Source organism: Clostridium sp. AF21-20LB, from assembly GCF_003478795.1.
GTDB classification, from domain to species: Bacteria; Bacillota; Clostridia; order Lachnospirales; family Lachnospiraceae; genus Otoolea; species Otoolea fessa.
This window is the reverse complement of the sequence record NZ_QUGD01000015.1, coordinates 13436-31524: the sequence shown is the minus strand read 5'-3', so window position 1 is coordinate 31524 and position 18089 is coordinate 13436. Positions and strand designations below refer to the sequence as shown.

The window sequence follows — 18089 nt, the reverse complement described above, 5'->3', positions numbered from 1 at the left end:
GGCGGTCACGCGGACAGCAGCGAGACGATCGCTGCCAGAGAGCGCGAGATTGCAGCGCTGGAAGCCGAGATACAGGCGTCCGGGGACAAGCGGACGCAGATGGAACTGGTAATCCAGAACAAGCAGCGTGAGAAGGAAGAAAAGGCGGGGCGGCAGAAAACTTTCTTTGATAAAAAGGAAGAACTGAACGAACGTCTCCAGCTTTTAGATCGCGAGAAATTCCGTCTCCAGAATCAGAGAGAACGCCTGAATGAGCGCCTGGAGTTGCAGGTCGATTATATGTGGAGTGAGTATGAGCTTACGTATTCGCGCGCGGAAGAGCTGCGGAAGGAAGAGTTGACCTCGATTCCGGAAATGAAGCGGTCGATCAATGAGAAAAAGATGGAGATCCGCGCTCTTGGGAATGTCAATGTCAACGCGATCGAGGACTACAAGGAGATATCCGGCCGCTACGAATTTATGAAAAACCAGCATGAAGATCTGGTAGCGGCACAGGCGGCGCTGGAAAAAATTATCGAGGAGCTCGATGAAGGAATGCGGCGTCAGTTCCGGGAAAAATTTGGTGAGATCCGCCGCGAGTTTGATAAAGTATTTAAGGAATTATTTGGAGGCGGAACGGGTACGCTGGAGCTGTCGCAGGAAGAAGATATTCTGGAGGCAGGCATCCAGATTATTTCACAGCCGCCGGGCAAAAAACTGCAGAATATGATGCAGCTCTCCGGTGGGGAGAAAGCATTGACGGCGATCGCACTGCTTTTTGCAATTCAGAACTTAAAACCGTCGCCATTCTGCCTGCTTGATGAGATTGAGGCGGCACTCGACGATTCCAACGTAGACCGGTTTGCCGGGTACCTGCATAAGCTGACGCGCTACACGCAGTTTATCGTCATCACCCACCGAAGAGGCACGATGGTGTCGGCAGACCGCCTGTACGGTATCACGATGCAGGAAAAAGGTGTGTCCACGCTGGTATCGGTCAGCCTGATCGAGGCGCAGATGGAGCGGGAAGAGGAAAAGCAGAATTATAATTGCAAAAAAGAGTTCAGAAATAGAAAAGGAGGCGCAGCCATGGGAGATAAGAAAAAGGGTTTTTTCAGCCGTCTGGTAGAAGGGCTGACGAAAACGAGAGATTCCATTGTAGGCGGAATTGATTCCATATTCAGCGGTTTTTCCGCGATCGATGATGATTTCTATGAGGAGATCGAAGAGACGCTTATCATGGGCGATCTAGGTATCCAGACGACGATGGCGATCGTCGAGGATCTCCGGAAAAAGGTAAAAGAAAACCACATCAAGGATCCGGCAGAGTGCAAGGATCTTCTGATTGCCAGCATCAAGGAACAGATGGATCTGGGCGAAAATGCCTACGAATTTGAAAACCGCAAGTCGGTTGTGCTGGTGATCGGCGTCAACGGCGTCGGGAAGACGACCTCGGTCGGCAAGCTGGCGGGTCAGTTAAAGGATCAGGGCAAGAAGGTCATTCTGGCGGCGGCGGATACATTCCGTGCGGCAGCGATTGAGCAGCTGACGGAGTGGGCAGGACGCGCGGGCGTTGAGCTGATCGCCCAGCAGGAAGGTTCTGATCCGGCAGCTGTTATCTACGATGCGATCGCGGCGGCAAAATCAAGAAATGCCGATGTGCTGATCTGCGACACGGCAGGTCGTCTGCACAACAAGAAAAACCTGATGGAAGAGTTAAAGAAGATCAACCGGATCATCGACAAAGAATATCCGGACGCCTACCGTGAGACATTGGTTGTCCTTGACGGAACGACCGGTCAGAACGCGCTTGCACAGGCAAAACAGTTTATGGAGGTGGCAGATATCACCGGCATCATCCTGACGAAGCTGGATGGCACGGCAAAGGGCGGTATCGCGGTTGCGATTCAGTCCGAGCTTGGTATTCCGGTTAAATACGTCGGAATCGGCGAGAAGATCGACGATTTACAGAAATTCGATGCGAATGATTTCGTCAATGCACTGTTTAAGAGAAATGAAGCATTGACAGAGAATGAATAAAGCTCTAAAAATAGCTGAGCATGCCACGGCTGAAACTGGTTTGGCGGAGAACAAATCTGCTTAAGCCGTAGATTCAGATAGAGAGGACACACCCGGCAGACTGTCTGGTCAGAGAACCGACAAAAGCAGGGCGCATTCTGAGAAATACGGATAAATGGAGGAAAGACAATGAGTGAGACAATAAAGGAAGAGACAGCAGAGGCAGTACAGGCTGAGCCACAGGGACTGACACTGGAGAAATTCGAAGAAGCAACGGAGGTTGTCAGCAAGGTTATTTCCGAGACAAAACTGGTTTACAGTGAATATTTTTCGAATTTGACCGGCAATAAAGTATATTTAAAGCCGGAAAATATGCAGTATACAGGTGCTTACAAGGTAAGAGGTGCATTTTATAAGATCAGCACCCTGAGCGATGAGGAGAAACAGCGCGGTCTGATCACCGCATCGGCTGGAAACCATGCACAGGGCGTTGCATACGCGGCAAAACTGGCTGGCTGCAAGGCAACGGTTGTTATGCCGACGACCACGCCGCTCATGAAGGTAAACCGTACCAGAAGCTATGGCGCAGAGGTGGTTCTTCACGGCGATGTATTCGATGAGGCGCTGGCATATGCAAATGAGCTGGCAGCGGAGCACGGATATACCTTTATCCATCCGTTCAACGATCTGGACGTAGCCACCGGTCAGGGAACCATCGCGATGGAGATCATCAAAGAGCTTCCGACCGTTGATTATATTCTGGTTCCGATTGGCGGCGGCGGACTCTGTACCGGTGTTGCAACGCTGGCAAAACTGCTGAATCCGAAGATCAAAGTGATCGGTGTAGAACCGGCAGGCGCAAATTGTATGCAGGAATCCCTGAAAGAAGGAAAAGTAGTGACTCTCCCGAGCGTCAACACAATCGCGGATGGTACTGCCGTTAAACGCCCGGGCGATCTGCTGTTCCCGTACATCCAGATCAATGTGGATGATATCATCACCATCGGGGATTCCGAGCTGATCGTGGCATTCCTTGATATGGTAGAAAACCACAAGATGATCGTTGAGAACTCCGGTCTTCTGACTGTGGCTGCTCTGAAACACCTGAATGTGAAGAAGAAAAAAGTCGTATCCATCCTGAGTGGCGGCAACATGGACGTGATCACAATGGCATCCATCGTACAGCATGGTCTGATCCAGAGAGACCGCGTATTTACCGTATCGGTACTGCTGCCGGATAAGCCAGGAGAGCTTGCAAAGGTTGCAAATCTGATGGCAGCGGAGCAGGGCAATGTCATCAAACTGGAGCATAACCAGTTTGTCAGCATCAACCGCAACGCAGCAGTGGAGCTGCGGATCACCGTTGAGGCGTTTGGTACGGATCACAAGAATAAGATAGTGGAAGCGCTCAAGGAAGCAGGCTATCGTCCGAAGCTGGTAAAATCCAAAAATATCTATGATGTCTAAGGTGGAAATGAAAAGCAGTGTAGATAGAGCAGACAGGGGAGAATTGAAATGAAGCGGGAGAAATATGAGCCGGTGTTAAAAAATATTTCCTATTTTATAAAATGGGCGGAAGGCGCGATTGTGATTGGAATTGTGAGCGGCTGCATCGGCACGGCATTTGGAAAATGCGTCCTATGGGTGTCAGCATTCTTTCAGAGCCACCCGTGGATGGTCTTTCTGCTGCCGCTCACCGGTATTCTGGTTCTGGGTGTTTACCATGTGCTGGGAGAGGATAATAACCGGGGCACAAATATGGTGATTGAATCGATCTATTCGAATACAGAGATCAGTTTTGCGACTGCCCCGGCAGTCTTTGCAGGAACGCTTCTGACGCATTTGGGCGGCGGTTCTGCCGGACGCGAGGGCGCGGCGCTGCAGATGGGAGGAAGCATCGGAACCCAGATCGGAAAATGGCTGAAATTTGATGAGAAAGATAAGAAAATTGCGGTCATGTGCGGCATGAGCGGTGTGTTTGCCGCCTTGTTTGGCACACCGATGGCGGCGGCGATCTTTTCGATGGAGGTTATCAGCATCGGCGTTATGTACTATGCAGCGCTGGTTCCATGTGTCTTTTCTGCCTTTACGGCGGCGGCGCTGGCGAGGTTCTGGGGACTGATGCCGGAGCAGTTTGCGATTGGTGCGGTTCCTGCGTGGAGTATTGAAACAGCGATCGTGGCTGTCGGTCTGGCGGCTGGCTGCGCGCTGGTGTCGGAGCTTTTCTGCATCACGCTTCACACAACGGAACATCTCTACAAAAAATATCTTCCCTCGCCGGTCTGGCGGATTCTATCCGGCGCGGCGATTGTGATTGTTTTGACGCTTCTGACCGGTTCGACCCGCTACAACGGAAGCGGCGTCTCCCTGATTGAAAAATGTTTCGAGGGCGAGGGACTTCCATGGGATTTCCTGATGAAAATTCTCTTTACGACGGTTACGCTGGAGGCAGGCTTCAAGGGAGGCGAGATCGTGCCGACCCTGACGATCGGCGCGGCGTTTGGCAGTTTCTTTGCATTTCTCTTTGGACAGCCGGTCGGTCTTATGACCGCCTGCGGTATGCTGGGACTCTTTGTGGGAGTCACAAACTGCCCGATCTCAACGCTTCTGCTGGGCTTTGAGCTTTTTGGCTATGAGGCGATGCCGTTTTTCGTGCTGGTGATTGCAGTCAGCTTTAGTTTCTCTGGTTATTACAGCCTGTATGCGAGTCAGAAATTTATCTACTCGAAGACGAGGACGGAGTTTATTAACCGGAAGACGAATAAATAGGTGGAAAATGCTCACCATAATTTTGATTTTTTACTTTTGAATACCACAAAAAGGGTTCCAATTTATCTTTGGAACCCTAAAATGTCATGCTTTAAAGAAATTCATGAATCTACGTGCTCTATCATGATTTATTCATGAAAATCCTGCGGTTTCTCATCACGGAAATCGAGCAGGGCGCGCGGTGCAACCTGCAGAACACCTGCAATATCAAAGAGACTCTCTAAGGAAAGACTCGTTTTCATGTTCGGTGCTTCGATGTTGGATATATGAGTCCGGCTTAAATCGGTCGCCTCTGCTAAAGCCATCTGGCTCATGCCACGGAGTTTGCGGTAATAAGCGATGTTGAGACCTATCTGACGGTAATATTTTTCATAACGGTTTGTCTGCTGCTTGTTAATTTGTTTTTGATCGATTGCTGTCATATTTTTCAAGTGCCTCCCCGATCCGAAAGAATCATGCGTTATTGTTATTTCAGAGATAATAAATAATTACAACTGATATAACTATTGTAGCTGGAAATTGATTTTTATCAAACAATATAATGGTTCAAATTTGCAATGTTATAAAGTGCATATTCAATAAAATAATGCACATACATGGATTGCACCTAGGAAGGCTGTTAAATAATGCACAGAAAAAGATTGCAGAGGATAAGTGCAGATAAATAATGAGAAACTGGGGGCAGAATGAGAGCGGCGGGAAAAGGTGAAATAGAAAAAAAGTAAAACGGGCGCTAAAATTTGAGAAAAAATGAAAAATAGGGCGAAGAATCCGTATACAGAAAGGCGTTTGGGGAAAATGATGAAAGGATGCACAGGATTTACGAAAATTCTATCGCACATTCGGATTTTTTGTGGTAGAATATCTTTGATAAGGTGACGCAGCTTTTTACGGTCATCACAGATAAAATGTACATCAGAACGTACATATAGACAGGGAGAACCGAATTATGGAATTAAAGCGGGTATTACTGAAGCTGAGCGGAGAAGCGCTGGCAGGCGACAAGAAAACCGGGTTTGATGAAGCAACGGTCAAGGAAGTAGCCAGACAGGTTAAGACGGCGGTCGATGACGGAATCGAAGTAGGTATCGTGATCGGCGGCGGAAACTTCTGGAGAGGCCGCCAGAGCAATGCAATCGATCGGACCAAGGCGGATCAGATCGGAATGCTGGCAACGGTCATGAACTGTATTTACGTGTCGGAGATCTTCCGGAGCGAGGGCATGATGACACAGATTCTGACACCATTTGAGTGCGGTTCCATGACGAAGCTGTTTTCAAAGGACAGAGCCAATAAATATTTCTCAAAGGGTATGGTCGTATTTTTTGCAGGTGGTACAGGCCATCCGTATTTCTCAACTGATACCGGCGTAGCGCTGCGTGCGATTGAGATGGATGCAGACTGCATTCTTCTGGCCAAGGCGATCGACGGCGTCTATGACAGCGATCCGAAGATCAACCCGGATGCAAAGAAGTATGATACGATCACGATTCAGGAGGTGATCGATAAGCAGCTGGCGGTCGTAGACCTCACAGCTTCCATCATGTGTATGGAAAATCACGTTCCGATGGCAGTATTCAGCCTGAATGAAAAAGACGGAATTGTAAATGCAATGCGCGGAAAAATTAACGGTACAGTGGTTACCGCATAACTAGGAGGATTTTATGCAGGAGAGATTAAAAGTTTACGAAGAGAAGATGAATAAGTCCTATGACGCACTGCTGAATGAGTATACATCCATTCGTGCTGGACGTGCGAACCCGCATGTACTGGACAAAATCAAGGTAGATTACTACGGCGCACCGACCCCGTTACAGCAGGTGGCAAATATCTCTGTACCGGAGCCGCGTATGATTCTGATCCAGCCGTGGGAGAAGAAGCTCATTAAGGACATCGAGAAAGCGATCCTGACTTCCGATCTGGGTATCAACCCGAACAACGATGGAAGTGCAGTCCGCCTGATTTTCCCGGAGCTTACTGAGGAACGCCGTAAAGATCTGGCAAAGGATGTTAAGAAAAAGGGCGAGGGCGCGAAGGTTGCAGTTCGCAATATCCGCCGTGATGCAAACGACCTGTTAAAGAAGCTGGAAAAAGGCGGCGAGATCACCGAGGATGAGCTGGCAGATGGCGAGGATCAGATCCAGAAGCTGACTGACAAGATGATCGCAAAGGTTGATAAAGCAGTAGAAGAAAAAACAGCTGAGATCATGACTGTATAAAAATACAATAGAGTTTAAATGTAAAAATCAGGCTGCCTCAAGCAGGGCTGGCCGGCATTGCAGATGCGGATGGCCGGCTGGTCCTGTTTTCTGGCTATTAAGGGAATATTATGGAGGAAAACTGGATGGAAAGGGACATCGAAAACCTGGTAATTCCGCAGCATGTCGCCCTCATTCTGGATGGCAACGGCAGATGGGCGAAGAAGAGAGGTCTTCCGAGAACCGTAGGTCATAAACAGGGGTGTGTGACGGTTGAACAGACGGTTGAGGATGCAGCGAGACTGGGAATCCGTTATCTGACGGTATATGGTTTTTCAACGGAAAACTGGAAGCGTTCTGCTGAAGAAGTAGGGGCGCTGATGCAGCTCTTCCGTTTTTATCTGAAACGTCTTTTAAAGATTGCCAAGAAAAATAATGTAAGAGTCAAAATGATCGGCGACCGCACGCGATTTGACAGCGATATCATCGAGGGCATCAACCGCCTGGAAGACGAGACGGCGGCAAACACGGGCATGACCTTTGTGATCGCAGTCAACTACGGCGGCAGAGATGAGATCACGCGCGCGGTGCGCCATATGATGATGGACTGTCAGGACGGAAAGCTGGTGCCGGAGAACGTGACAGAGCAGACCGTTGCGTCCTATTTAGATACGGCGGGCATCCCGGATCCGGATCTTCTGATCCGCACCAGTGGCGAGATCCGCCTGTCCAATTATCTGCTGTGGCAGCTTGCCTACAGTGAGATTTATATCACGGACTGCCTGTGGCCGGATTTCAACCGCGACGAGCTTATAAAGGCAATTGAGCAGTTCAATCAAAGAGACAGACGCTTTGGCGGAGTCAAGGCATAAGGAGGAGTTGCCATGTTCAGAACGAGGCTGATAAGCGGGATTGTGCTTGTAGCACTCGCGATTTTACTGGTTACAAAGGGCGGTGTCCTTCTGTACTGTGTGACCGCCGCGATCTCCCTGATCGGTATGTTTGAGCTTTATCGGGTTATGGGAATTGAGAAAAAAGCGCCGGGCATCGCCGGGTATCTGGCGTGTCTGGGATATTATGGGCTGGTGTGGTTTGAAGGGCAGCATTATGTGACGCTGCTTGCGATTGCAGCCCTGATGGTGCTGATGAGCATTTACGTGTTTACGTTTCCGAAATATGGGACCGAGCAGATTACAGTAGCATTTTTCGGCATTTTTTATCTGGGAATTATGCTTTCCTACCTGTATCAGGTGCGGGCAATGGCGGACGGAAAATACCTTGTCTGGCTGATCTTTTTAAGCTCCTGGGGCTGTGACACCTGCGCATACTGCGCGGGAATGCTCCTTGGAAAACACCGTCTGGCACCGGTTTTAAGCCCGAAAAAATCGATCGAGGGCGCCGTCGGCGGTGTGGTCGGATCGGCTCTGTTAGGCTGCATTTATGCGTATTTCTTCGGTGCGAAGATGGACGAGGTCAGCAATCCGATGGTGGCATGCGCGGTGGCGTGTGCGATTGCGGCGGTCATTTCCCAGATCGGAGATCTGGCGGCGTCGGCGATCAAGCGGAACCACAATGTCAAGGATTACGGAAACCTGATTCCGGGACACGGCGGCGTGCTGGATCGGTTCGACAGCATGATTTTTACGGCACCGGCGATTTATTTTGCACTGACGTTTTTACGATAAAACGGAAGCATGTATGAAAATACAGAAACAGGAGAATAAGAAATGAAAAAAATTGCGATACTTGGATCAACCGGATCGATCGGAACACAGACATTGGAAGTGGTCCGGGCGAATAAAGATATAGAAGTAACGGCTCTGGCGGCTGGCAGCAATATTGATCTTCTGGAGAAACAGATCCGGGAGTTTTCTCCGAAGATCGCGGCGGTCTGGAACGAGGAAAAAGCAAAAGAACTGAAAGACCGTGTGCGCGATCTGGATATCCGTGTCGAGAGCGGCATGGATGGACTTCTCGCAGTGGCAACGGAGCTGGGGGCGGAGATTGTGGTGACAGCGGTAGTCGGAATGATCGGTATCCGCCCGACGATCGCAGCGATGAATGCTGGAAAAGATATTGCACTTGCAAACAAAGAGACCCTGGTAACGGCGGGGCATATCATTATGTCGCTGGCAAAGGAGAAGCATGTCCGCATTCTGCCGGTGGACAGCGAGCACAGCGCGATTTTCCAGAGTTTGAACGGTGAGACGGGAAATAAGATCCACAAGATTCTCCTGACAGCGTCCGGCGGACCGTTCCGCGGATGGACGAGAGAGCAGATGAAGAGTGTGCAGGTCGAAGATGCGCTGAAACATCCGAACTGGACGATGGGGCGCAAGATCACGATCGACAGTTCCACGATGGTAAACAAAGGTCTGGAAGTTATGGAGGCAAGATGGCTCTTTGGCGTGGAGATGGATCAGGTGCAGGTGGTTGTGCAGCCGCAGAGTGTGATTCATTCAATGGTAGAGTACGAGGACGGCGCGGTAATAGCGCAGCTCGGCACGCCGGATATGAAGCTTCCGATCCAGTATGCGCTGTATTATCCGGAACGCCGCTTCCTGGCGGGCGACCGGCTGGATTTTGCAAAGCTGGCACAGATTACCTTTGAAGCGCCGGATTTTGAGAATTTCCACGGACTTTCCCTGGCATACAAAGCCGGACGGCGCGGCGGCACGCTTCCGACCGTGTTCAACGCGGCAAATGAGCGGGCAGTCCAGAAATTCCTCGATCGCGAGATCGGATATCTGACCATCACTGATATGATTGAGGCGGCGATGGAACACCACACCGTGAAAGAGAATCCGACGGTTGAAGAGATTCTGGCAGCAGAACAGGAAACCTATGATTTTATAGAGAGCAGGTGGTAGATTGGTAAGTTTGCTGGCGGCACTGATTGTATTCAGCCTGATCGTGCTGTTTCACGAATTTGGACATTTTTTATTGGCAAAACGGGGCGGAATCTGCGTCGTTGAGTTTTCGCTCGGCATGGGTCCTAGACTTTTCAGTTTTGTGAAAGGCGGGACGCGGTACTCGCTGAAGCTGCTTCCGTTTGGCGGTTCTTGTATGATGCTGGGGGAAGATGAAGGATATGATGCGCCGGGTGAGATGGAAAAAGGGAGTTCCTGCGATCAGAACCAGAGTCTGACAGATGGAAAAACGGATCGGCTCCTGTTGCCTCCGGGCGCAACGGGGACTTATTTTAATGCGGTTTCTGCCTGGACACGTTTTAAAGTCGTGGTGGCAGGACCTGTATTCAACTTCATTCTGGCATGGTTTTGTGCCTTTTTCGTGATCAGCTGTGTGGGATTTGATGCGGCGTCGGTTGTCAGTGTTGAGGACGGCTATCCGGCACAGGAGGCGGGGCTGCAGGCGGGCGATACGATCGAGCGCTTAAATGGTACGCGCACCTATCTGTACCGCGATGTGCAGACGTATCTGCAGTTTCATCCGGGAAAGAGTGTCACGGTGGAGTATGTGCGGGATGGGAAATCCTACACGACGCAGATGGTTCCGCGCTATTCTGAGGAAGCGGGACGCTATCTTATTGGAATCAGCGGTGGTGTTTACCAGAAACCGGCGTCCGTGATTCAGACGGCGCAGTATAGCTTCTATGAAGTGCGCTATTGGATCCGTGTGACGTTCAGCAGCCTTGGCATGATTCTGAAGCGGCAGGTCAGCTCGAACGATATCGCGGGTCCGGTGCGGATTGTGTCGATGATCGGCACGACGGTCAAGGAGAGCCAGAGCTACGGACTTATGATTGTGCTTGTCAATCTGGCCAATATGTGTATTCTGCTCAGCGCCAATCTGGGTGTCATGAACCTGCTTCCGGTTCCGGCGCTGGACGGCGGACGGCTTGTATTTATCATTCTGGAGATGCTGCGCGGCAAGCCGGTTGATCCGGAAAAAGAGGGCATGGTCCATATGGCGGGCATGGCGGCGTTGATGACGCTGATGTTATTTGTATTGTTTAATGATATTAGAAATTTATTGTAATGATAATTCATTTGATTCAAAGGCATGAAAGATTCGCTCGAAAAAGGCCGGAAATTTTGTGTCGGAGAAGAATGGTTTGGGAGGAACGATATGGGATACCGGGACGAGACGAAAGTGGTGCAGATTGGAAAACGACAGATCGGCGGCGGCAATCCGATTCTGATCCAGTCGATGTGTAATACGAAAACAGAGGATGTGAAGGCGACCGTCGAGCAGATTCTGGCGCTGGAGCACGCGGGCTGCGATATTATCCGTGTGGCAGTGCCGACAATGGAGGCGGCTGCTGCCCTGACGGAGATTAAACGCCAGATACATATTCCATTGGTGGCGGATATTCATTTTGACTATCGTCTCGCGATCGCGGCGATCGAGTGCGGCGCGGACAAAATCCGTATCAATCCGGGAAATATCGGTTCCAGAGAGCGGATCCAGGCGGTGGTTGACAAGGCAAAAGAGTATGGCGTGCCGATTCGTGTCGGCGTCAACAGCGGTTCTTTGGAAAAGCCATTGGTAGAGAAATATGGCGGCGTGACAGCGGAAGGACTCGTTGAGAGTGCGCTGGATAAGGTTGCCTGATTGAGCAGATGGGTTATGACAATCTGGTTATCAGCATCAAATCTTCGGATGTTATGATGTGTGTAAAAGCACATGAACTAATTGCAAAAAAGACTCATTATCCGCTGCATGTCGGTATCACAGAGGCGGGAACTGTGATTGCGGGCAATATCAAGTCAGCGGTCGGTCTGGGACTGATTTTGAGTCAGGGAATCGGTGATACGATCCGCGTGTCCCTGACAGGCAGCCCGCTGGAGGAGATCAAGTCGGCAAAGCTGATTTTGAAGACGCTGGGCCTTCGTCGGGGAGGCGTGGAAGTTGTTTCATGTCCGACCTGCGGACGCACGCAGATCGACCTCATCGGTCTGGCAAACCAGGTGGAGACGCTGGTACAGGGATATCCGCTGGATATCAAGGTTGCCGTCATGGGCTGCGTGGTCAACGGACCGGGCGAGGCGAAGGAAGCCGATCTCGGTGTAGCCGGCGGTATCGGCGAAGGACTTCTGATACGCAAGGGCGAGATTGTGAAAAAACTGCCGGAGAGTGAACTTTTACCGGCGCTCAAAGCGGAGCTTGACCGGATGGTGGAAGAGAAAAAAGCAAAGGAATGATAGAATGAAAACATTTCTGGAGGTATTTCCAGATTTACATATTGCGGAAAATGTACGGGGACTGCTTGAAATGGTCGGGATCGAGAAGATCTCGACGAACCGTGACCGGAGCGTGATCCGCGTATACATCGACAGCCCGCGCCTGATGCACAAGCAGAGTATCTACGATCTGGAAAAAGGCATCAAGGAGCAGTTGTTTCCGGGCAAACGGGTGACGATCAAGATTTTGGAGAAATACCATCTGTCCAGCCAGTACACGCCGGAAAAACTCATGAATGTATACCGGGACAGCATTTTGATGGAGCTGAAAAATTACAGTATCCTTCTTTATAATATGTTCCGTAAGGCGGAGATGAATTTTGAAGAAGAAGGATACCTGAGCTGTCGCTAGAGGACACGATGATCGTGCGCGATAAGGCACCGGAGCTGGTGCGGATTCTGGAGAAAATCTTCACCGAGCGCTGCAATGTGCCGGTGGTTGTGAAGACTTCCTACCGTCCGGTTGAGAAGAAGAATACTGAGCCGGAGATCATCTACATGAAGCCGCAGGCGGCAGGCGAGAGTGGCACGGCAGGCGGAAGCGGCGCGGCTGCCGGAGCAGCAGGTGCCAATGAGGCGTATATGGAACCATCGGGGGCAGAACCTGCCTCTGGCGGTGTCGATCTGCCATTTGACGAGGGAAAGACTGTTTTAAAACCGGTTGGTAAGCTGAAAGCCGGGGGGAATCCGGCAGGAGGCAGAAACCAGGCAGGCAGCGCAAATGCTGGATCTGGCAAGGGCGGCGAGTACCGCCGTTCGGGCTATATGAAGAAATCCGACAATCCGGATGTGCTGTTTGGGCGCGATTTCGATGAGGAGGCGAGCCCGATCGAGGAGTTGGAAGGCGAGGTTGGGCAGGTTGTCATCCGCGGAAAGATCCTGACTTGCGAGCTAAGGGAGCTTCGCAGCGGCAACACACTGTTTATGTTTTCGGTAACGGATTTTACAGATACAATCGGCGTCAAGATCTTTGCACGGGAGGATACGCTGGATGATTTGAAGACGGCGACCAAGGCGGGACAGTTTGTCCGCATCAAGGGTGTTGCCAACATTGATAAATTTGATGGCGAGCTGACGATCGGTTCGGTTTCCGGCATCAAGAAATGCGAAGATTTCACCAGCAAGCGGATGGACAACAGTCCGGTCAAGCGCGTGGAGCTTCACTGTCACACAAAGATGAGCGATATGGACGGTGTTTCCGAGGTCAAGGATATCATCAAACGTGCCAAACAGTGGGGCATGGACGCGATCGCTGTCACCGACCACGGCTGTGTGCAGGCGTTTCCGGATGCGAACCATGCGGTTGATAAGGGCGAAAACTTCAAGATCCTCTATGGTGTTGAGGGCTATCTCGTCGATGATATGAAGGAACTGGCGGAGAATGAGAAAGGACAGACGTTAGATCACACCTGCGTTGTATTCGATATCGAGACGACCGGTTTCAGCCCGATCAAGAACCGCATCATCGAGATCGGCGCGGTGCGTGTGACGGATGGAAAGATTGTGGACAAATTCAGCACATTTGTCAACCCGGAAGTGCCAATCCCCTATGACATTGAACAGCTGACAAGCATCAACGACGGCATGGTAATCAGCGCGCCGACGATCGAAGAGGTTCTGCCGGAATTTTTGGCATTCTGCGAGGGTGCGGTCATGGTCGCGCACAACGCGTCGTTTGATATCAGTTTCATCAAAGAAAATGCGAGACGGCAGGGACTCACATTCCAGCCGACGGTTCTCGATACGGTTTCGCTGGCGCGTGTTCTGCTGCCGAACCTGAACCGCTTCAAGCTCGACACGGTAGCGAAAGAGCTTAAAATTTCCCTCGAAAACCATCACCGGGCGGTCGATGATGCGGGGGCGACGGCAGAGATTTTTGTCAAGTTTATCGAGATGTTAAAAGCTCGTGATATCGAAAATCTGACGCAGCTCAACGAACTCAGCAAAATGACGCCGGAAATGATCCGGAAGATGCCGACCTACCATATTATTATTCTGGCGAAGAATGATGTCGGGCGAATCAATCTGTACCGGCTGATTTCCCAGTCAAACCTGACGTATTTTGCAAAACGTCCGCGGATTCCGAAGAGTCTGCTGGCGAGCCACCGCGAGGGGCTGATTCTTGGATCGGCGTGCGAGGCGGGCGAGCTGTTTCAGGCGATCCTGCGCGGGGTTCCGGAGGAGGAACTGGGAAAAATAGCGAATTTCTACGATTATCTGGAAGTGCAGCCGCTTGGAAACAACGCATTTATGCTGCGGGATGAGAAAAGTTCGGTCAACACCTGGGAGGATCTGCAGGATCTGAACCGCAAAGTGATTGAACTTGGCGAGCAGTGGAACAAGCTGGTCTGCGCGACCTGCGACGTACATTTCCTCGATCCGGAGGATGAGGTCTACCGTCGTATCATCATGGCGAGCAAGGGCTTTAAGGATGCAGACGATCAGGCACCATTGTATCTGCGGACCACCGAGGAAATGCTGGGGGAATTTGAATATTTAGGCAGCGATAAGGCGGAGGAGATCGTTATCACAAACACGCGCAAGATTGCGGCGATGTGCGAGCGCATTTCACCGGTACGCCCGGACAAGTGTCCGCCGGTTATTCCGAATTCGGATGATACGCTTCGTACCATCTGCTACAACCACGCGCATGATATGTACGGCGATAAGCTGCCGAAGGTGGTAGTCGATCGGTTGGAGCGGGAACTTCACTCGATCATTTCCAATGGATTCGCCGTTATGTATATCATCGCGCAGAAGCTGGTTTGGAAGTCGAATGAGGATGGATATCTGGTTGGTTCGCGAGGATCCGTTGGTTCCTCGCTGGCGGCGACGATGTCTGGTATCACGGAGGTAAATCCGCTGAGCCCGCATTATTACTGCCCGAACTGCCATTATTACGATTTTGATTCCGAAGACGTAAAGAAGTTTTCGGGTATGGCGGGCTGTGATATGCCGGATAAGATATGTCCAAAGTGCGGAAAACCGCTGAAAAAAGACGGGTTCGACATCCCGTTTGAGACGTTCCTGGGATTCAAGGGCGATAAGGAGCCGGATATCGACTTAAACTTCTCCGGCGAGTACCAGAGCCGGGCGCACAGCTATACGGAGGTCATCTTCGGAAAAGGACAGACCTTCCGTGCGGGGACGATCGGTACGCTGGCGGATAAGACAGCGTATGGTTTTGTGGCGCATTATTATGAGGATAAAGGAATCCGTAAGCGCCGGTGCGAGATTGAGCGCATCGTGTCCGGCTGCGTCGGCGTGCGGCGTACCACCGGACAGCATCCGGGCGGTATCATCGTATTGCCCCTCGGAGAGGAGATTGACACGTTTACACCGGTGCAGCACCCGGCGGACGATATGACGACACGTACCGTCACGACGCATTTCGATTACCACTCGATCGACCACAACTTGTTGAAACTCGATATTCTCGGACACGATGATCCGACCATGATTCGTATGCTGCAGGATTTGACGGGACTCGACCCGGTTAAGGATATTCCACTGGATTCGAAGGAGGTCATGAGTCTCTTCCAGAACACGGAGGCGCTCGGTGTCACGCCGGAGGATCTCGGCGGCTGTAAGCTCGGGGCGCTTGGCATTCCGGAGTTTGGTACAGACTTCGCGATGCAGATGTTGATCGATGCCAAACCGAAATATTTTTCGGATTTGGTGCGGATTTCCGGTCTGTCCCACGGTACGGATGTATGGTTAGGAAACGCGAAAGACCTTATCCTGAGCGGACAGGCGACGATTCAGACGGCGATCTGTTGTCGAGACGATATTATGATTTATCTGATTCAGAAAGGACTCGAAGAGGGACTCTCCTTCACTATCATGGAGTCTGTCCGAAAAGGAAAAGGACTGAAACCGGAGTGGATCGAGGAGATGAAAGCTCACGATGTGCCGCAGTGGTATATCGATTCCTGCCTGAAAATCAAGTATATGTTCCCGAAGGCGCACGCGGCGGCTTACGTTATGATGGCGTGGCGTGTGGCGTACTGTAAGGTATTTTACCCGCTGGCGTACTATGCGGCATATTTCAGCATCCGTGCGAGTGGATTTACCTACAAGCTGATGTGCCAGGGGCGCGATAAGCTGGAGTACCATCTGGCGGAGTACAAGAGCCGGTCGGATTCTCTTTCCAAGAAAGAGCAGGACACGCTGCGCGATATGCGTATCGTACAGGAAATGTACGCGCGCGGATTTGAGTTCATGCCGATCGATATTTACCGGGCAAAAGCCCGCAATTTCCAGATCATAGACGGAAAGCTGATGCCGTCGTTAAGCAGTATCGACGGACTCGGCGAGAAAGCGGCAGACGCGATTGTTTTTGCGGCGGAGGACGGAAAGTTCTTGTCGAAAGAGGACTTTATCAACCGTACCAAGGTTACGAAGACGGTGTGCGATCTGATGGCAGAGCTGGGAATTCTGACGGGGCTGCCGGAGAGCAATCAGCTTTCGCTGTTTGATATGGTGATGTAAAAGAGCCGTACTAAAAAATGGGCTCAATTACTATATAATTATTTAAAAATAAACATATGAAGGAGAAGAAAAATGAAACGTTCAATGGAAACAACGTGCATCCAGGGCGGATGGCAGCCGAAAAATGGCGAGCCGAGAATTCTGCCGATCTACCAGAGCACGACCTTTAAGTATTCAACCAGTGAGCAGATGGGAAGACTCTTCGATCTGGAGGAAAACGGATATTTTTATACCCGTCTGGCAAACCCGACCAATGATGCAGTCGCAGATAAGATCCGTGAGCTGGAGGGCGGCGCGGCAGCAATGCTGACATCCTCCGGACAGGCGGCAAACTTTTATGCGGTATTTAATATCTGTGGCGCGGGCGATCATCTGGTCTGCTCGGCAACCGTATACGGCGGCACATCAAACCTGTTTGTCGTTACGATGAAAAAAATGGGCGTCGATGTTACGTTAGTTGACCCGGATGCGCCGGAAGAGGAGATCGAGAAGGCGATCCGCCCGAACACAAAGTGTATCTTCGGTGAGTCGATCGCAAACCCGGCTCTGGTAGTGCTGGATCTGGAAAAATTTGCCCGGATTGCACACAGAAATGGTATTCCATTTATTGTAGATAATACGTTTGCAACTCCGATCAACTGCCGTCCGTTCGAGTGGGGCGCAGATATTGTAACGCATTCTACTACAAAATATATGGATGGACATGCGATGACCGTCGGCGGCTGCATCGTGGACAGTGGCAACTTTGACTGGGAGGCACATGCAGATAAATTCCCGGGTCTGACGACGCCGGATGAGTCTTACCACGGCATTATTTACACGAAGAAATTCGGTAAGGCGGCTTATATCACCAAGGCAACCGCACAGGTAATGCGTGATCTCGGTTCCATCCCGTCCCCGCAGAATTCCTTCTTATTGAATATCGGTCTGGAGACACTGCATCTGCGTGTGCCGCGCCACTGTGAGAATGCACAGAAGGTCGCCGAGTATTTACAGAGCCGTGAAGATGTGGCCTGGGTGAATTATCCGGGACTTGAAAATGATAAATACCATGCACTGGCGCAGAAATATATGCCGAACGGTACATGCGGCGTTATTTCTTTCGGCTTAAAGGGCGGTCGTCAGGCAGCTGGCGAGTTCATGGATAAACTGAAACTGGCAGCCATCGTAACCCATGTTGCCGATGCGAGAACCTGCGTTCTGCATCCGGCAAGCCATACTCACCGTCAGCTCTCCGATGAGCAGCTTAGGGAGGCAGGCGTTGATCCAAGTCTGATCCGTTTGAGTGTCGGAATTGAGAATGTGGATGATATCATCGAGGATATCCGTCAGGCGCTGGAGGACTAAAATGCCAGGAATGGCGATATAACAGCCTTATGCCGGGTATCCGTGAGATGTTTCAATGCGGTTGTTAAAATGAGCGCTTACA

The 18089-nt window shown here is 50.9% G+C and carries 11 protein-coding genes and 3 pseudogenes; 13 read left to right on the top strand and 1 reads right to left on the bottom strand.

The window, feature by feature from the left end:
* Positions 1-99: 99 nt before the first annotated feature.
* The 4 genes and pseudogenes from DWX76_RS15080 to DWX76_RS09025 all read left to right on the top strand — a co-directional run.
* Positions 100-906: pseudogene (locus tag DWX76_RS15080) on the top strand (AAA family ATPase); the annotation flags it as partial.
* Between the two features lie 162 nt (positions 907-1068).
* Positions 1069-2019: a signal recognition particle-docking protein FtsY gene (gene ftsY / locus DWX76_RS09035; RefSeq protein ID WP_182429765.1), complete on the top strand. Its 951-nt coding sequence runs from the start codon at positions 1069-1071 to the stop codon at positions 2017-2019.
* A gap of 168 nt (positions 2020-2187) precedes the next feature.
* Positions 2188-3465: a threonine ammonia-lyase gene (gene ilvA, locus DWX76_RS09030; protein WP_118293662.1), complete on the top strand. Its 1278-nt coding sequence runs from the start codon at positions 2188-2190 to the stop codon at positions 3463-3465.
* Between the two features lie 48 nt (positions 3466-3513).
* The gene (locus tag DWX76_RS09025) at positions 3514-4767 is read left to right on the top strand and encodes a chloride channel protein (RefSeq protein WP_118570517.1); all 1254 of its coding nucleotides are present in this window, start codon (positions 3514-3516) and stop codon (positions 4765-4767) included.
* Positions 4768-4895: 128 nt separating this feature from the next.
* Here DWX76_RS09025 and DWX76_RS09020 read toward each other — a convergent pair whose 3' ends face one another.
* Positions 4896-5189 carry a helix-turn-helix domain-containing protein gene (locus DWX76_RS09020; protein ID WP_022360458.1) on the bottom strand — a complete coding sequence of 98 codons (294 nt, stop codon included), beginning with the start codon at positions 5187-5189 and terminating at the stop codon, positions 4896-4898.
* A gap of 527 nt (positions 5190-5716) precedes the next feature.
* Between DWX76_RS09020 and pyrH the strand changes: the two genes are divergently transcribed.
* From pyrH to DWX76_RS08975, 9 genes and pseudogenes are all read left to right on the top strand, one after another.
* Positions 5717-6418 (top strand): UMP kinase, encoded by a 702-nt coding sequence (gene pyrH / locus DWX76_RS09015; protein ID WP_106999774.1) that lies wholly within the window; start codon positions 5717-5719, stop codon positions 6416-6418.
* Positions 6419-6431: 13 nt separating this feature from the next.
* Positions 6432-6986: a ribosome recycling factor gene (gene frr, locus DWX76_RS09010; RefSeq protein ID WP_022360460.1), complete on the top strand. Its 555-nt coding sequence runs from the start codon at positions 6432-6434 to the stop codon at positions 6984-6986.
* A gap of 125 nt (positions 6987-7111) precedes the next feature.
* Positions 7112-7837 carry an isoprenyl transferase gene (locus tag DWX76_RS09005; protein ID WP_117795278.1) on the top strand — a complete coding sequence of 242 codons (726 nt, stop codon included), beginning with the start codon at positions 7112-7114 and terminating at the stop codon, positions 7835-7837.
* Positions 7838-7849: 12 nt separating this feature from the next.
* Positions 7850-8650, top strand: coding sequence for a phosphatidate cytidylyltransferase (locus tag DWX76_RS09000; protein ID WP_106999776.1), 801 nt, complete (start codon positions 7850-7852; stop codon positions 8648-8650).
* A gap of 42 nt (positions 8651-8692) precedes the next feature.
* Positions 8693-9835, top strand: a complete 1143-nt coding sequence (locus tag DWX76_RS08995) for a 1-deoxy-D-xylulose-5-phosphate reductoisomerase (RefSeq protein ID WP_118467607.1) — start codon at positions 8693-8695, stop codon at positions 9833-9835.
* 1 nt (position 9836) lies between these two features.
* On the top strand, positions 9837-10964 hold the full coding sequence (rseP, locus tag DWX76_RS08990) for an RIP metalloprotease RseP (RefSeq protein ID WP_118570516.1): 1128 nt from the start codon (positions 9837-9839) through the stop codon (positions 10962-10964).
* A 90-nt stretch (positions 10965-11054) separates the two neighbouring features.
* Positions 11055-12130, top strand: a pseudogene (ispG, locus tag DWX76_RS08985) (flavodoxin-dependent (E)-4-hydroxy-3-methylbut-2-enyl-diphosphate synthase).
* Positions 12131-12134: 4 nt separating this feature from the next.
* Positions 12135-16660: pseudogene (locus DWX76_RS08980) on the top strand (PolC-type DNA polymerase III).
* A 72-nt stretch (positions 16661-16732) separates the two neighbouring features.
* Positions 16733-18007 carry an O-acetylhomoserine aminocarboxypropyltransferase/cysteine synthase family protein gene (locus tag DWX76_RS08975; protein ID WP_117795288.1) on the top strand — a complete coding sequence of 425 codons (1275 nt, stop codon included), beginning with the start codon at positions 16733-16735 and terminating at the stop codon, positions 18005-18007.
* Positions 18008-18089 lie beyond the last annotated feature (82 nt).

What these genes read in the sequence shown, in the direction of transcription:
- ftsY (WP_182429765.1), top strand. Translation starts at nt 1,069, where the DNA reads ATGGGAGATAAGAAAAAGGGTTTTTTCAGCCGTCTGGTAGAAGGGCTG.
- ilvA (WP_118293662.1), top strand. Translation starts at nt 2,188, where the DNA reads ATGAGTGAGACAATAAAGGAAGAGACAGCAGAGGCAGTACAGGCTGAG.
- DWX76_RS09025 (WP_118570517.1), top strand. Translation starts at nt 3,514, where the DNA reads ATGAAGCGGGAGAAATATGAGCCGGTGTTAAAAAATATTTCCTATTTT.
- DWX76_RS09020 (WP_022360458.1), bottom strand. Translation starts at nt 5,189, where the DNA reads ATGACAGCAATCGATCAAAAACAAATTAACAAGCAGCAGACAAACCGT.
- pyrH (WP_106999774.1), top strand. Translation starts at nt 5,717, where the DNA reads ATGGAATTAAAGCGGGTATTACTGAAGCTGAGCGGAGAAGCGCTGGCA.
- frr (WP_022360460.1), top strand. Translation starts at nt 6,432, where the DNA reads ATGCAGGAGAGATTAAAAGTTTACGAAGAGAAGATGAATAAGTCCTAT.
- DWX76_RS09005 (WP_117795278.1), top strand. Translation starts at nt 7,112, where the DNA reads ATGGAAAGGGACATCGAAAACCTGGTAATTCCGCAGCATGTCGCCCTC.
- DWX76_RS09000 (WP_106999776.1), top strand. Translation starts at nt 7,850, where the DNA reads ATGTTCAGAACGAGGCTGATAAGCGGGATTGTGCTTGTAGCACTCGCG.
- DWX76_RS08995 (WP_118467607.1), top strand. Translation starts at nt 8,693, where the DNA reads ATGAAAAAAATTGCGATACTTGGATCAACCGGATCGATCGGAACACAG.
- DWX76_RS08975 (WP_117795288.1), top strand. Translation starts at nt 16,733, where the DNA reads ATGAAACGTTCAATGGAAACAACGTGCATCCAGGGCGGATGGCAGCCG.